Annotated in this window: 8 protein-coding genes, 2 tRNA genes and 3 rRNA genes; 2 read left to right on the forward strand and 11 right to left on the reverse strand. The window is 53.0% G+C overall.

From position 1 onward, the window contains the following. The first annotated feature begins 1 nt into the window (after position 1). Complete coding sequence (locus AB0A83_RS16525; RefSeq protein WP_367154761.1) at positions 2-1,669, forward strand: multidrug ABC transporter permease/ATP-binding protein; 1,668 nt, start codon at positions 2-4, stop codon at positions 1,667-1,669. A 108-nt stretch (positions 1,670-1,777) separates the two neighbouring features. On the opposite strand, the gene AB0A83_RS16530 is transcribed toward AB0A83_RS16525, so the two are convergent. The 4 genes from AB0A83_RS16530 to AB0A83_RS16545 all read right to left on the reverse strand — a co-directional run bounded on the left by AB0A83_RS16530 (position 1,778) and on the right by AB0A83_RS16545 (position 6,457). Next, complete coding sequence (locus AB0A83_RS16530) at positions 1,778-2,254, reverse strand: hypothetical protein (RefSeq protein WP_150050272.1); 477 nt, start codon at positions 2,252-2,254, stop codon at positions 1,778-1,780. 414 nt (positions 2,255-2,668) lie between these two features. Next, positions 2,669-2,854, reverse strand: a complete 186-nt coding sequence (locus AB0A83_RS16535; protein WP_150050274.1) for a hypothetical protein — start codon at positions 2,852-2,854, stop codon at positions 2,669-2,671. Between the two features lie 96 nt (positions 2,855-2,950). Continuing rightward, positions 2,951-4,126, reverse strand: coding sequence for a PepSY-associated TM helix domain-containing protein (locus AB0A83_RS16540; protein WP_367154762.1), 1,176 nt, complete (start codon positions 4,124-4,126; stop codon positions 2,951-2,953). Between the two features lie 15 nt (positions 4,127-4,141). Next, positions 4,142-6,457, reverse strand: a complete 2,316-nt coding sequence (locus AB0A83_RS16545; RefSeq protein WP_367154763.1) for a TonB-dependent siderophore receptor — start codon at positions 6,455-6,457, stop codon at positions 4,142-4,144. Between the two features lie 221 nt (positions 6,458-6,678). Between AB0A83_RS16545 and AB0A83_RS16550 the strand changes: the two genes are divergently transcribed. Next, positions 6,679-8,277 (forward strand): tetratricopeptide repeat protein, encoded by a 1,599-nt coding sequence (locus AB0A83_RS16550; RefSeq protein ID WP_367154764.1) that lies wholly within the window; start codon positions 6,679-6,681, stop codon positions 8,275-8,277. A 353-nt stretch (positions 8,278-8,630) separates the two neighbouring features. Here the strand turns inward: AB0A83_RS16550 and rrf are convergent. The 7 genes from rrf to der form a co-directional block, all read right to left on the reverse strand. Next, positions 8,631-8,746 (reverse strand): 5S ribosomal RNA (rrf, locus tag AB0A83_RS16555). 244 nt (positions 8,747-8,990) lie between these two features. Beyond that, positions 8,991-11,884, reverse strand: a 23S ribosomal RNA gene (locus AB0A83_RS16560). Between the two features lie 310 nt (positions 11,885-12,194). Further along, positions 12,195-12,270, reverse strand: a tRNA-Ala gene (locus AB0A83_RS16565). Positions 12,271-12,313: 43 nt separating this feature from the next. Next, positions 12,314-12,390, reverse strand: a tRNA-Ile gene (locus AB0A83_RS16570). A gap of 61 nt (positions 12,391-12,451) precedes the next feature. Further along, positions 12,452-13,986: ribosomal RNA gene (locus AB0A83_RS16575) — 16S ribosomal RNA — on the reverse strand. The 16S, 23S and 5S rRNA genes sit together here with 2 tRNA genes alongside, the layout of an rRNA operon. A gap of 351 nt (positions 13,987-14,337) precedes the next feature. Beyond that, positions 14,338-14,838, reverse strand: coding sequence for a thiol peroxidase (gene tpx, locus AB0A83_RS16580; protein WP_150050280.1), 501 nt, complete (start codon positions 14,836-14,838; stop codon positions 14,338-14,340). A gap of 92 nt (positions 14,839-14,930) precedes the next feature. Beyond that, entirely contained in the window at positions 14,931-16,322 is a 1,392-nt protein-coding gene (gene der, locus AB0A83_RS16585; RefSeq protein ID WP_150050282.1) for a ribosome biogenesis GTPase Der, read from the reverse strand. Positions 16,323-16,324 lie beyond the last annotated feature (2 nt).

A 16,324-nucleotide genomic window follows, 5' to 3' on the forward strand; every position in this document is an offset into this window, starting at 1 on the left:
TATGACGCTGCTGCGTTTATTGTTTAACCGCTTCAAAACCACTTTATTACTGGCGATTCTGTTAAGCCTGGCCAGTGCCGGGCTTTCGGTGGCGGTTATCGCGTTCAGCAACGAACGCTTGCTACAAACAACGGGTGACTTGCAAACCACGCTATTACAGTTTTCCGGCTTGCTGGCAGCTGTTTTGATCATTGGCACCGCCTCGCAAATCTGCATGACCAAACTTGGCCATCGCTTGGTGTACGAAATGCGCCGCACCATGGTCAAGCGTATTTTGGATACGGAATTGCAGCGCCTGGAGTGGCTAGGCCCCGCCCGCTTGTTAGCCAGCTTGAACGGCGATACCAACCGCTTGACCTCCGCCTTTATCGGCCTACCTTCGGCACTGTACGGTTTGGCGCTGAATCTGGGCAGTTTTGCTTACCTGGCCTGGCTATCGCCGCGGCTATTCGCCGCAGTAGCCGGCTGGATGGCTGTCGGCGTGGCGATAGCCTGGTTGCTGCTTAACCGCACCCATCAACACATAGCGGCGGCCCGCTACGTCGAAGACCTGTTATACGAGGACTATCAAGCCGCACTCTACGGCCGCAAGGAATTGGCCTTAAACCGCGACCGGGCAAAACGCTTCTATAACGACGAATTCGAAACCAACGCCCAAACCAGCCGCAACTGCGAAATTCGGGCGGACATTTACAACGCGTGCAACGAAAACTGGGCCAACGCCATGATATTAGGTGCCATAGGCTTGGTATTTTATTTGGTCAACGCCCTGGCCTGGGAAACATCCGCCGTTGCCACCACCTACGCCGTGACGATTTTATTCTTGCGCACGCCCTTGACCGGTTTGATCGCCGCCATTCCCGGCTTAATCGGCGGCAGCGTGGCGCTGGCGAAATTGGACAGCCTGGAACTCCCCTGCTACAACCCTAAGTTTTCCGTTGCGCAAACCGCCGCAACCGCAACGTGGCGGACGCTGACGTTAAAAAACGTCGAATACCGCTACCCCGCTCTTGAAAACGGCAACCCGTTTTCGGTGGGGCCTATCGACTTCGAACTGCGGCGCGGTGAACTCGTGTTTCTGATCGGCGGCAACGGTAGCGGAAAAACCACGTTCAGCCGCTTGCTGACCGGACTGTACCGTCCGCAAAACGGGCAATTGCTGCTAGACGGCCACCCGCTGACCGAAGCCCATCGTCCCGCTTACCGCAGTCTGTTCTCCAGCGTGTTTTCCGACTTTTATTTGTTTTCGCGCTTGCTGGGCCCGAATGGAGCCGATGCCGATCCGGAGCAAATCCGTTTTTGGCTAAACCAATTCGGTTTGGCGGACAAGGTAACCGTTGAAGACAGTAAACTATCGGATACTAACTTGTCGCAAGGCCAACGCAAGCGTTTGGCGCTGATAGCCGCACTATTGGAAGACCGGCCCGTGTTGGTGTTGGACGAATGGGCGGCCGATCAAGACCCGGAATATAGGCGCCGCTTTTACAGCGAGTGGTTGCCGCTATTGAAAGCCAGCGGTAAAACCGTGCTTGCCATTACCCACGACGAACATTATTTTTCCGTCGCCGACCGCATTGTGAAAATGGACGAAGGCCACATCCACGCGCTAGAGACACGGCAGGGCCCGGTTTTTCCGGTTAGTCGATATTCGGTTTCGGATTGGCCGTAAATCCCCCGGAAATAAAGGAAGCGGGAAAATTTCAAACGCCATGCTTATCGAACCATAGCCGGCTAGCGCTTAAGCCCCTCTCTGTGTCCCACTTAAAACGGGCAGCCGCTATCGGTTCGCTTGCAGGCGTTGCCGCAATGCCGCAAGCGAAGCCAAAGCTCTAACATCGCCGGCGACGTCTTCGACTTTAAACAACTTCAGTCCATAGCCGGCGTTCGGCCTATTTGAAAGGCGAACGATAGTTAAGCGGTAAAACAGTTCTTCATAGTAATGCAACGCCAGCTCGGTTGGCGATACCGGCCAATGCGCGTTCAACAAGAAAGACTGGTTAGGCACGATTAAGCGCTTACTCGCCAAAGCTTCGAAACGCGTCCCCAGCAGCAGGAATTCGTTCGATTCTTCGAACGGACAATCGTAAGAAGTAATCAACAAATAACCGGCATCGCATTGATATTGGGCTTCGATGAAATAGCCCGGTAGCGACACCCCGGTATCCAAGCCGGCAAAATACAAACGGCTCGTACTCGGCCAGGTTTGGTATGGGCCAGGATGATTTTCCAAGCTGAAGTGATCAATCGGATGCATCGGAAACTCTATGGCTTAAGAGGCCGCCGGCTCAAGCCGATTTTCTAACGGCCTTAATTATGCCGCTACACGCAAATCCGTGCAGCCGGCAGCCTGATCTTGACGGCAATACGTTGCACATCCGCTCTCTCCCAATCGAATAGAGGCCGGACAAGAATCTAACGCCTAAACAAATCTTTTTTCAACCATTACTTTCCGAAATTGCGTTTGCAAATTGATCGTCAACCCAAACCTGCGGTCATTCGATTCGGTTCCAGCGGTTCGGATCCAGTTAAAAATTAAATTTCCCGGTTGAAAACAGACTAATTCGCCCACCCGGATAGACGGCGGGCATTGACGCACCGAATGCGGGTTAGCCGAAGCAATTACCCATTTTCCGGGATCAAGATTGGCCACTCATACGACAAACGGGTTTTATTGCACCGGTATTTTGCATTCATTGCGTTGGTCGCGAAGCGGAAGATGCCATTCTTTGAAATCGATCGGCAGCTCCAATAACGGGCCGGTCGCGCAAAATTTCACGCTGCCGTCTTGGCTGAGGTACAGACTACCTTTTAACTTGGCTGCCAGTTGATAGTTGGAACAAACGGAATTATCCATAAAACCCTCGAAACGCTTGGATCGGCGCTCACTTTGCGAAATTCGACTTAAACCGAACTTAAGCCCGCCGCTTGCGGTTTTGCCCCATGCCCCGAGTCAGGAGCGGCGCGTTGCCGATCTCCCGCTCTTATGCCACCATATCCTGAAACCGGTCACGACCAGCACGGCAATGGCCAAGCCCAGCACGGATACCGCCACGCGCCCCGGTAAGCCGGCTATCCGCCCGCTGTGCAAGGGCAATTGCCAAGCGTCGAAAATGTCGGCGGCCGTACCTTGGCCCGGCAAATAGTCGTCCAAGTATGCGGCAGTTTGGCCGTCGTAATACAGATAATCCGCCCCTAAGCCGTCGGCATCGCCGTATCCGACCCCGAAAATGCCGTATTGGGCGTTATAAAACACGCTGGAGCGCTGCTTGGTCCAGTGCCGCGCGTCAGCCTCTATTTGCGCCCGATCCAAGACCATGACGAAAGATACCACAGCTTCGACCGGCTCCGCCTCGGCCCGGTCGTCGCGCGCATCGAACGGGCTAGGGGTAAAATCGCTAAACAGGCCGACTAGCGGCTCGAACAAGGCATCCCGCAAATTCAGCGAAATCGCCGAAACCGACAGGATCAGCAAAAACCCGGAAAGCCATAAGCCGCCGGCCCTATGTAGATCGAAATTCAAGCGTTTGCCTCGTGCGCCGGGTTTAATCCGCCAAGCGGTGCGCCAAGATTGCCGGCTGGCCCCGGCCTCCCGGCGGACTAGCGCTAAGGCCGTTTGCGGTAAGCTCAGATAAAAACCGATCAGGGTTTCCAGCAGCACGATCACCGCTACTATACCCATCACCCACAAGCCGATCTCGCCCGGCAATTGCAAGCTGTAGTGCAGCACGTAAACGCATGGGATCAGCTGCTTGCGTTCCAAGCCGCACGCCCCCCATATTCGCCCGCCCAACACTTTGCCGTCTACCGGATCGACGAACACCTCGTCATACGCCGCCGGCATGTCGGCTTGCGTAGGCCTCAGGGTAATTTTCGCCGCGCGGCCGGCGACGCGTTGCAGTGGTAACGACACCACACGGTATTCGGGTAGCTCGCGCTGCAAGGCGGACAGCAGTTGCGCGTCGGTTAGCGCCGCGCCCTGAGCGGAGCTATAAAACAGCTCGGGGTTCAGCCACGCGTCCAATTCCTGCTGGTAGGCGATGATGCACCCGGTCAAACTGGCTTGCAACAAAAACAAGGCGGCGGTCAAGCCAAGATAGCGGTGTAAGCACGCCCAAAGCTTTCGCATGGCGGGACTTCGCGCCTACCAGTTGTAGCGCAAACTGGCCAGTACGGTGCGGCGGTTGCCGTAAAAACAATTACCGCCGTAACAGGTAGTGAAATACTCGTGATCGAGCAGATTGGCCATATTCACCCCTAAACGCAAGCCGTTCAATTTGCTGTGCAACTTGCCTAATTCATAGTGCACGGCCGCATCCACCACCACGTAAGACGGCGTTTTCAAACTGTTGGCCAAATCGCCGTAGTTGCCGCCCGCGTAACGCAACCCACCGCCCAAACCCAAGCCTGCGAAATCGCCTTGCCGTTGCGTGTAATCGAGCCATAACCCGGCTTGATGCTCCGGTGTATAAGTCAAATTGTTGCCTAATTCGGAGGCAATCGTGGATTTGGTTACTTTGGTATCGGTATAGGTATAGGATGCGGCTACGTCCAAACCGACATCCAGACTGGCCTTGCCCTCCAATTCCGCCCCTTGCGAACGCACCTCGCCGGTTTGAATGTTATAACCTACATGCGAAGGCTCAGGATCGGCGGTTAACACATTTTGCTGGACTAAATGAAACAGCGCTGCCGTAAATAAGGCGTTATATCCGACCGGTTGATACTTGACGCCGAATTCATGCTGTTGCCCCGTTGTGGGTTTGAAAGCCTTGCCGAAAAAATCGCTATCGGCAATCGGATCGAACGATTCCGAATAACTGTAGTAAGGCACGACGCCCGCGTCGAACTGGTAGCCCAGTCCGGTCCGGTAGGTGAAGGCTTCGTCGTCGCGCGACGGATCGATCAGGCCATCGTTACCGGTTTGGGTGGTCGCCCAATCGTGGCGAATACCGATAGTCGCAATCCAACGATTCCATTTAAGCTGGTCTTGTGCGTACAGCCCGACTTGGTCCAGTTGCTGACTTCTGGATGAGTCCAACACGGGTTCCTGAAACGCATTGCCGTAGGTCGGGTTATAAACATCCAACACCAGTTCGGGCAATTCAAAATCGGTAAAGCCTTGCTTTCTATCGCCGGTAAAATGCCTGAAATCCAAACCGACCAAGCCTACGTGTTCAACATCGCCGGTGGCAAAATCGGCTTGTAACTGATTATCCAGCGTAAAAGTATGGGTCTGGTCCTTGTAGCGCGCGCCGTACCGGTTAATCTTGGTCATTTGCGCATCCACGAAGCTAAGGCCGGGAATAAGCTCGCCCTTGTCGGCATCAAAGCCGTAGTAATAATCCGGGAAAATACCGCGGTAATCGCTGCTGACATTGGCGTAACGCACATTCTGCCGCGCCGTGAAAATGTGGTTGAAGCGATGATCCAACCCATAGCCCACCGCAAACTGCTCGCGTTCATAACCGTCGAATCCGGGCTCACCCAGAAAGCGGTTGCTCGGAATGCGGCCGTTGGGGTTGGCCAACACCGTGCCTTCATAGGGCAAAAACTGCATCGCGTTGCCGGTTTCGTCTTTTTGATAGTGGCTCAAAAAGGTAAAACTGGTCGCGTCGCTCGGCTTCCAGGTAAAACTGGGCGCGACGTAGTAACGGTTGTCTTCCACGAAATCGACCTGGGTATCGGCGTTGCGGCCCATCGCTACCAAGCGGTAAAACAAATCGTTTCGGCTCGCCACCGGCCCGCTTAAATCCAGGCTGCCTTGCACCCTGTCGTAACTGCCGCCCAGAAACTGGATTTCATGAAACGGGGTTTCGGTAGGCCGTTTGCTCATCATATTGACCAAGCCGCCCGGCGGATTTTGCCCGTACAACACCGAAGACGGTCCGCGCAGGATTTCGATCCGCTCCAAGCCGTAAGGATCGACCCGCAATTGCGCATACGAAGAACTGGAACTCATCAAGCGGGTACCGTCCAGGTACTGGGTACCTTCGAAACCGCGCAGAATAAAATAGTCGTCGCGGGTACTAGGGCCGAAAAGCCCCGTCACCACGCCGGGCGTATAAGCCACCGCCTCGCTAACGCTTTGCGCCGCGCGGGCAACGAATTCGTCCCTGTTGACCGCGCTAATCGACTGCGGCACTTCGATCAGCGGCGTATCGGTTTTAGAACCCGACGCCGATTGTTCCACGACATAACCTTTTACCGGTGCCGCCGCGCTGCCGGCGTTTTCACCGACCACCGCCACCTCGGGCAAGGTTTGCGCGCTGCCAACTGCAAGCTCGCGGCGTTTATCGGTTTGCGACTTGGCCGGCCGGGCATTGTTATCAGCCGCCGTTTGCTCTTGAGCGCTTAATTCCAGCGGCGCGAGCACCGATGCCAACGCGATGGCCGCCGCTTTACCAAAACCTGACCGGACACGAGTCCGCGCTCGCGCATGTACCATTCGTTTAGTCATTGCTTCACCTGCAAATTTGAGTTGCAAGCGATATTACTATGAATAATAACGATTCTCAATTATGTTTTTATCTTATTCGACTCCCTAGCCTTTCCCCTCCGGTTAATCCGGCCTGTTCGGAAACGCCGCTAAACGCGTTACCATAAGCAGCACTCGCATAGCCGCCGGACACAATCTCTATCCCCCTTAAGCATCAGACACCTCACCGCCAGCGATTCGTTATGAAAACCGTTGCCAAACAACCCGATCCCAGCCAACTTAATTCGATCCACCGTCTGGTTCAAAGCGGCCAGTTCCATTCGGCCGAAACCCAAGCCCTCGCCTTGTTGGCGCAGTATCCGAAATCGCTGGGTTTGCTGAATCTGTTGGGCATGAGCCAGCAAGCGCAAGGCAAGCTGCGCGACGCGGCGGCCAGCTTCCGCAAAATGTTGAGCTTGGACCCCAACGTCGCGGAGATCCATTTCAACCTGGGCGCGATCAATACCGAACTGGGCGACCTCAAAGCCGCTCTGGCCTGTTACCGCAAAGCCCTACAACTCAAGCCTCAATTGACAGTCGCCCATTTCAATCTCGGTACCTTGCTGCAACAGCAAAGTCAGTGGTCCGATGCGGCCAAACACTACCGGCAAGCGGTCGATCAACAACCCGGCTTTTACCAAGCCTGGGCCAACTGGGGTACCGTATTGCAGCAACGCGGCGATTTGCAGGGGGCCGAACAATGCTACCGACAGGCCTTGACCATACAGACGGATGCCCAAGGCCATTTTAATCTGGGCACCGTGCTGTACGGCCAAGGCGAACACCACGCGGCGATAGCGGCGTTCGAACAGGCTTTGCGGCTGGATCCGCAATTCGCCGACGCCTGGAACGATTTGGGCGAAACCTACCGCGATCAAGGCAACATGGAAGATGCGGTGCGCTGCTACCGGGAAGCCCTGAAGGCCGATCCCAAGCACGCCCGCGCCAATTACAACCTGGCAGAAAGCTACAGCCTGGGCGGACAATTGCAGCAAGCCATCCCTTACTTTAGCTCGTCCGATTTCGCCGACGCGCAAGAGCGCGTGTTGCAATGCCTGTATAAAACCAGCCAATTCGACGACTTCAAACAACGGCTAAACCAATTCACCGAGCAACGACAGCATGCTTCGATACTGGTCGGCACCCTGTCCACCCATTACGCCACCAACTTTAAACTGGACAATCCTTACCACTTCTGCCGCGAGCCGATGCGCTTCGTACAGCACACCCACATCGCCGAATTGTCCGCACCGAACAGTCCGCTGTTACGCCAACTCCTGAGCGACATAAAATCCCTGGCCATTGCCGAACGCAAGCAGGGCCGGCTGTATTACGGCATCCAATCGGCCGGTAACCTGTTACAACGGGCCGAACCCTCGTTTCAACAGCTGGCCGCGCTGATCCGCGCCAAAGTCAAAGCCTACCGGAAGCATTTCGCCGGCTGCGACGACGCCCTGATCAAGCTGTTTCCGAAAGACTTGGAATTCGCCAGCTCCTGGTATTTACGCATGAACCAAGGCGGCTATCTGACCTCGCATATCCACGAAGAAGGCTGGATCAGCGGTTGCGTCTACCTGCAACTACCGGACAAATGCGGCGAGCACGCCGGCAGTTTCGAATACGGTACCGACGGCGACGATTACCCGCGCCTGCACGACGACTTCCCCAGCAAAATCGTCGATCAAGCGGTCGGCGATCTGGTACTGTTTCCGTCCTCGCTATTCCACCGCACCATTCCGTTCCAGTCCGATCAGGAACGGGTGTGCGTGGCTTTTGACATCAAACCGCAAGCGGCGGCCTGACGCTGCTCCAGGCTAAGCCTGGCCTTATCGAGCGGAAACAAACCCCCCGAATGGTGTTGTCTAGTAGTTCGTTCATTAATATATTGACTAATTACTCAAGCTCCAAGTCGAACTTTTTCCAGCGGAAAACGACAACGCTAGTGCACCATCCCGGTAAAGACATCGGCCATCTCGCCCGTGTCCTACGACCAATAGGCGCGATAAGCGAGTAATCTGCTCCTTCATAAGTGTCCACCTCATTATAAGTGGACACTATCTTCGCTTCTTTCGAGCAACTGATATAGACGCTGTCTATAGATCGCTTACTTTACACGCATAAAAAAGCCCATCGAGGGATGGGCTTAAGAATAAGAGCTTGGCGATGACCTACTTTCACATGGCAAACTGCCACACTATCATCGGCGCGAAGCGGTTTCACTTCCGAGTTCGGGATGGGATCGGGTGGTTCACGCTTGCTATGGTCACCAAGCAAACTGGTTTGAAGGGGTTAGGCGCAAGGTAAAAAGTTCAGGGTTCAAAACAACGGCGCTTCGCCGTGTAGCGTCTATCCTACTTTACCTTTCGTTTCCCTTCGTCATGAGCAGTATTGATAAAGGCTTCCGGTTTTTTGAACCTTGTACCTTGCTTCTTGTACCTGCCCTATGGAAATCTGTAGTTGCGATTGTTCTCTTACTTTTCAGCTACTGTCGCTGACCAAACGCATTGGGCGTTATATGGTCAAGCCTCACGGGCAATTAGTACACGTTAGCTACGCCCGTTACCGGACTTCCACACCGTGCCTATCAACGTTGTCGTCTCCAACGGCCCTTCAGGGGACTCAAGGTCCCAGTGAGATCTCATCTTGGGAGGGGCTTCCCGCTTAGATGCTTTCAGCGGTTATCCTGTCCGAACGTGGCTACCCGGCAATGCTCTTGGCAAAACAACCGGAACACCAGAGGTTCGTCCACTTCGGTCCTCTCGTACTAGAAGCAGCTTCCCTCAAATCTCAAACGCCCACGGCAGATAGGGACCGAACTGTCTCACGACGTTCTGAACCCAGCTCGCGTACCACTTTAAATGGCGAACAGCCATACCCTTGGGACCTGCTTCAGCCCCAGGATGTGATGAGCCGACATCGAGGTGCCAAACACCGCCGTCGATATGAACTCTTGGGCGGTATCAGCCTGTTATCCCCGGCGTACCTTTTATCCGTTGAGCGATGGCCCTTCCATACAGAACCACCGGATCACTAAGACCTACTTTCGTACCTGCTCGACTTGTCCGTCTCGCAGTCAAGCACCCTTATGCCTTTGCACTCATTGCCTGATTTCCGACCAGGCTGAGGGTACCTTCGTGCTCCTCCGTTACTCTTTAGGAGGAGACCGCCCCAGTCAAACTACCCACCAGACACTGTCCCTAACCCGGATCACGGGTCGAGGTTAGAACTCCAAACATACCAGGGTGGTATTTCAAGGATGGCTCCACAAGAACTAGCGTTCCTGCTTCACAGCCTCCCACCTATCCTACACAAGTAGGTTCAAAGTCCAGTGTCAAGCTATAGTAAAGGTGCACGGGGTCTTTCCGTCTAGCCGCGGGTACACTGCATCTTCACAGCGATTTCAATTTCACTGAGTCCCAGGTGGAGACAGTGTGGCCATCATTACGCCATTCGTGCAGGTCGGAACTTACCCGACAAGGAATTTCGCTACCTTAGGACCGTTATAGTTACGGCCGCCGTTTACTGGGGCTTCGATCAAGAGCTTCTCCTTACGGATAACCCCATCAATTAACCTTCCAGCACCGGGCAGGCGTCACACCCTATACGTCCACTTTCGTGTTTGCAGAGTGCTATGTTTTTGCTAAACAGTTGCAGCCACCGATTTTTTGCAACCCCCTTCCGCTTCAGCCGCGAGGGCTTACACGTACCAAGGGCATACCTTCTCCCGAAGTTACGGTATCATTTTGCCTAGTTCCTTCACCTGGGTTCTCTCAAGCGCCTTAGAATTTTCATCCCACCCACCTGTGTCGGTTTAGGGTACGGCCACCGATCACCTGAAGCTTAGAGGCTTTTCTTGGAAGCTTGGCATCTATCACTTCGCGGTTCCGAGGAACCACTCGTCATCACGTCTCAGCATATAGCCTCCCGGATTTGCCTAAGAGACCTGCCTACTTGCTTAAACTGCCACTTCCAACCGACAGCTGATATAGCCTTCTCCGTCACCCCATCGCAGTGATCACTGGTACAGGAATATTAACCTGTTTTCCATCGACTACGCCTTTCGGCCTCGCCTTAGGTGCCGACTAACCCTGCGTCGATTAACGTTGCGCAGGAAACCTTGGGTTTACGGCGAGGGGGTTTTTCACCCCTTTATCGTTACTTATGTCAGCATTCGCACTTCTGATACCTCCAGCCGACTTTTCAATCGACCTTCGCAGGCGTACAGAACGCTCCTCTACCGCTCATCTTTCGATGAACCCGTAGCTTCGGTACTATGCTTAGCCCCGGTGAATCTTCCGCGCAGACCGACTCGACCAGTGAGCTATTACGCTTTCTTTAAAGGGTGGCTGCTTCTAAGCCAACCTCCTGGCTGTCTGGGCCTTTCCACATCGTTTCCCACTGAGCATAGATTTGGGGACCTTAGCTGACGGTCTGGGCTGTTTCCCTTTTCACGACGGACCTTATCACCCGCCGTGTGTCTCCCGTGCTCGCACTTCTCGGTATTCGGAGTTTGCATCGGTTTGGTAAGTCGGGATGACCCCCTAGCCGAAACAGTGCTCTACCCCCGAGAGTGATACACGAGGCGCTACCTAAATAGCTTTCGAGGAGAACCAGCTATCTCCGAGCTTGATTAGCCTTTCACTCCGATCCACAACTCATCCCCTACCTTTTCAACGGGAGTGGGTTCGGTCCTCCAGTGTGTGTTACCACACCTTCAACCTGGTCATGGATAGATCGCCCGGTTTCGGGTCTACACCTTGCGACTGAACGCCCTATTAAGACTCGGTTTCCCTACGCCTCCCCTATTCGGTTAAGCTTGCCACAAAATGTAAGTCGCTGACCCATTATACAAAAGGTACGCAGTCACCCCACGAAGGGGCTCCCACTGCTTGTACGCATACGGTTTCAGGTTCTATTTCACTCCCCTCTCCGGGGTTCTTTTCGCCTTTCCCTCACGGTACTGGTTCACTATCGGTCAGTCAGGAGTATTTAGCCTTGGAGGATGGTCCCCCCATATTCAGTCAACGTTTCACGTGCGCCGACCTACTCGATTTCATGATCAATGAGTTTTCGTGTACGGGGCTATCACCCTGTATCGCCGGACTTTCCAGACCGTTCCACTAACTCGTCAACCACTTAAGGGCTGGTCCCCGTTCGCTCGCCACTACTAAGGGAATCTCGGTTGATTTCTTTTCCTCCGGGTACTTAGATGTTTCAGTTCTCCGGGTTCGCTTCAGTGAGCTATGTATTCACTCAAAGATGACGAGGTTATCCTCGCCGGGTTTCCCCATTCAGACATCGCCGGATCACAGGTTGTTTGCCACCTCCCCGACGCTTTTCGCAGGCTACCACGTCTTTCATCGCCTCTGACTGCCAAGGCATCCACCGTATGCGCTTATTCACTTGACCATATAACCCGAATGCGTCTGTGTTTGAGCACAGTCGATGGTGTTATTCTAGTCAGCTGACATGTTCGCTGATGTTGCTTGAGAACGATTTGCTGTTTTCACCGTCCTCTTTCGAGACCGATTAAACGGCAATTCGCATCAGTTTTGATCGTTTCCGATCAAGACTTGTTTACAGATTTCCATATTGTTAAAGAGCACTTGATACAAATATCAAGTCTATAAAGTCTTAAGGCCAACGACGCAAGGTCTCTTGACCGTAAAAGTTTATAGAGTTGATGCCGGCATCTTGACTTCAGATCGACGTCACAGAATGGTGGAGCCAGGGAGGATCGAACTCCCGACCTCCTGCGTGCAAGGCAGGCGCTCTCCCAGCTGAGCTATGGCCCCGAATACGATTCACTACACGCTTATTCGTGCTTTGTGTATGCGTTGGTGGGTCTGGGAGGATTTGAACCTCCGACCTCACCCTTATCAGGGGTGCGCTCTAACCAACTGAGCTACAGACCCAGGTGTGTCGTGTGGTATCGAAATAATGTGTTGTGAGCACGTAGAGCCGTTTCTGTCTTTGTAAGGAGGTGATCCAGCCCCAGGTTCCCCTAGGGCTACCTTGTTACGACTTCACCCCAGTCATGAATCACAAAGTGGTAAGCGCCCTCCCGAAGGTTAAACTACCTACTTCTTTTGCAACCCACTCCCATGGTGTGACGGGCGGTGTGTACAAGGCCCGGGAACGTATTCACCGCAGCATTCTGATCTGCGATTACTAGCGATTCCGACTTCATGCAGTCGAGTTGCAGACTGCAATCCGGACTAAGACCGGCTTTTTGGGATTAGCTTGCTCTCGCGAGATCGCAACCCTCTGTACCGGCCATTGTAGCACGTGTGTAGCCCTACCCATAAGGGCCATGATGACTTGACGTCGTCCCCACCTTCCTCCGGTTTATCACCGGCAGTCTCCCTAGAGTTCCCGGCCGAACCGCTGGCAACTAAGGATAAGGGTTGCGCTCGTTACGGGACTTAACCCAACATCTCACGACACGAGCTGACGACAGCCATGCAGCACCTGTCTCAGAGTTCCCGAAGGCACTCCGCTATCTCTAACAGATTCTCTGGATGTCAAGGGTAGGTAAGGTTCTTCGCGTTGCATCGAATTAAACCACATGCTCCACCGCTTGTGCGGGCCCCCGTCAATTCATTTGAGTTTTAGCCTTGCGGCCGTACTCCCCAGGCGGTCAACTTAATACGTTAGCTCCACCACTAAGCACTTAAAGCGCCCAACGGTTAGTTGACATCGTTTACGGCGTGGACTACCAGGGTATCTAATCCTGTTTGCTACCCACGCTTTCGTACCTCAGCGTCAGTTTGAGTCCAGAGAGCCGCCTTCGCCACTGGTGTTCCTTCAGATCTCTACGCATTTCACCGCTACACCTGAAATTCCACTCTCCTCTACTCAACTCTAGTTTTCCAGTATCAAATGCAGTTCCCAGGTTAAGCCCAGGGCTTTCACATCTGACTTAAAAAACCGCCTACGCACGCTTTACGCCCAGTAATTCCGATTAACGCTTGCACCCTCCGTATTACCGCGGCTGCTGGCACGGAGTTAGCCGGTGCTTCTTGTATGGGTAATGTCAGTCTACCGGGTATTAACCGATAGGTATTCCTTCCCATTGAAAGTGCTTTACAACCCTCAGGCCTTCTTCACACACGCGGTATTGCTGGATCAGGCTTGCGCCCATTGTCCAATATTCCCCACTGCTGCCTCCCGTAGGAGTCTGGGCCGTGTCTCAGTCCCAGTGTGGCTGATCATCCTCTCAGACCAGCTACGGATCGTCGCCTTGGTAGGCCTTTACCCTACCAACTAGCTAATCCGACATAGGCTCATCTATTAGCGCAAGGCCAAAAGGTCCCCTGCTTTCATCCGTAGATCGTATGCGGTATTAGCGTGAGTTTCCCCACGTTATCCCCCACTAATAGGCAGATTCCTATGCATTACTCACCCGTCCGCCACTCATCAAAGGTGCAAGCACCTTATCAGCGTTCGACTTGCATGTGTTAAGCATACCGCCAGCGTTCAATCTGAGCCATGATCAAACTCTTCAGTTTAAATCTAAAGCGATACTAAGAAAGATTAGTATCCAATCTTGACTCGACTACAGAACGTGCATTACATTAATTGACGTGGTCTGTATGTCGACTATTTCTTAACAGAAATCCGTCGCCCTACATGCCCACACACATTATTTCGATTTTCTTGTTAAAGAGCCGGCGGCTTAGCGCCCCGTTGAGCCTGTGCATTCTACAGCATTTCACAGACTTGTCAAACTTATTTTTTTCACCTTCCCGAGCTTCGCACACCCTGTGCAATCTCCTCACATCCCTACAATCTTCCACTCTCTCGAAAGGAGCCGATCATTATAGCGCTAATTCAAGCAATGTCAACAAACACATCAAAAGTTATTCAGCTAAAACCTGCAACGCAGCGGCGTAATCAGGTTCCTCGGTTATTTCAGCCACCAGTTGCGAGTAAATCACGATATCCAACTCATCTAAAATCACAATAGCCCTAGCAGTTAAGCCCGCCAGCACACTGTCTAGCAACAACACACCGTAATCCTCGGCAAATTTGGAGCGAAAGGTCGACAGCGCTATGAGGTTTTTTATGCTCTCCAATTCGCAAAACCGAGCCTGGGCGAAAGGCAGATCGGCTGAAATCGCCAGCACCACAGTGTTGTTCAGTTGAGCCGCTTTTTCGTTGAATTTTCGGGTCGACGTCGCGCAAGTTGGCGTATCCAAACTAGGCACTATATGTAGTAACTTACGTTTGCCGGCGAACTTCTCCAAGCCTACATCTTGCAGTTTGCGATTGGTAAGCATGAAAGCCGGAGCAATTTGTCCCAAATTCGGCAGATTTCCATTTGTTGTTATAGGCTTACCTTGAAATGTGATCGTCGCCATTAACCTTTCCTATTTGTAACCAATGACCATTCCAGCTTGACCGACAGCAACATTCGTTCATCCACAACACGTTATTGAATCGGCAAAACCTGTTATTTTTTTCGCCGAGTAAACTCGACTAGCCGTTTGCGCTTCTTGATCTGCCTTTCGGTTAATTTATTTTTTTGTCCTTGAAATGGATTTTCCGGGGATTTGAACACCAACCTCACCGGGGTTCCCTGCAATCTTAACTGCTCTCGATAATAATTCATCAAGTAACGCTTATACGCACCCGGTAACGCATCGGTTTGCACGCCGTGAATTACGACTACCGGCGGATTCCTACCTCCTTGATGGGCGTATTTGAGCTTAATCCTTCTCCCCCCTACCATTGGAGGCTGATGCTGTTGAACCGCGTCATTCAGAATCCGCGTTAATTCCGGAGTTGACATGTCGATCATCGTGGAATCGTAGAGACTTTGCACGACATCAAACAACTTACCGACCCCACTGCCGTGTAGTGCGGAAATCGGATGTTTTTCCGCAAAATCTAAAAACGACAGTTTCATCTCAATTTGTTTTTTGACAAATTCCCTATGCTCGGAACTTAAACCATCCCATTTGTTTAGGCCGATAATCAGTGCCCGACCGGCCTCCAATACCAATCCGAGAATGTGAGCATCTTGATCGGTTACGCCTTCGCGCGCATCAATCAAATAAATGACCACATGCGCTTTCTCTATCGCCTGCAAGGATTTGATAATGCTGAATTTTTCCACCGCTAACGACACCCGCGACTTACGCCGCATGCCCGCTGTATCGATGAGGGTAAATTGATGGCCGTTGCGCTCGAACGGGATATAAATACTATCGCGGGTAGTGCCTGCTTCATCGAACACCACTACCCGCTCTTCGCCAAGCAATCGATTAACCAACGTCGATTTGCCGACATTCGGTCTGCCGACGATGGCAATCGCAATGCCCGCGTCAGACTCTTCCATAGGCTCATCGCTAACCGGCAACAACGCGTCGATATGAGCCAAAAGTTCGTGTACGTTTCGCCCATGGCTTGCGGCAATCGGCACCGGCTCGCCCAGCCCTAAACTGAAAAAATCGCCGGTCACCACTCTGGTATCCACCCCGTCGATTTTATTGACGACTAAAACCACGGGCTTACCAAGCTTGCGCAACATATCGGCTATGGTTTCGTCGGAAGCATTGATGCCCTCGCGCGCATCGACCAAAAAAAACACGACATCGGCTTCTTGCAAGGCGACTTCAACTTGCTTTTTGGCGAACGCATCAATTCCTTGAATCTCGTCGGTAATACCCCCGGTATCGACTACCAAACAGTCACGCTCCCCGCGTTTGACCCGTCCGTATTGACGGTCCCGAGTCAAACCCGGATAGTCGGCGACCAAGGCTTCCCGGCTGCGCGTTAAATAATTGAATAGGGTAGATTTGCCAACGTTCGGTCTGCCGACCAATGCAATAACGGGAAGCATGA

Source organism: Methylomonas sp. HYX-M1, assembly GCF_040741385.1.
GTDB classification, from domain to species: domain Bacteria; phylum Pseudomonadota; class Gammaproteobacteria; order Methylococcales; family Methylomonadaceae; genus Methylomonas; species Methylomonas rhizoryzae.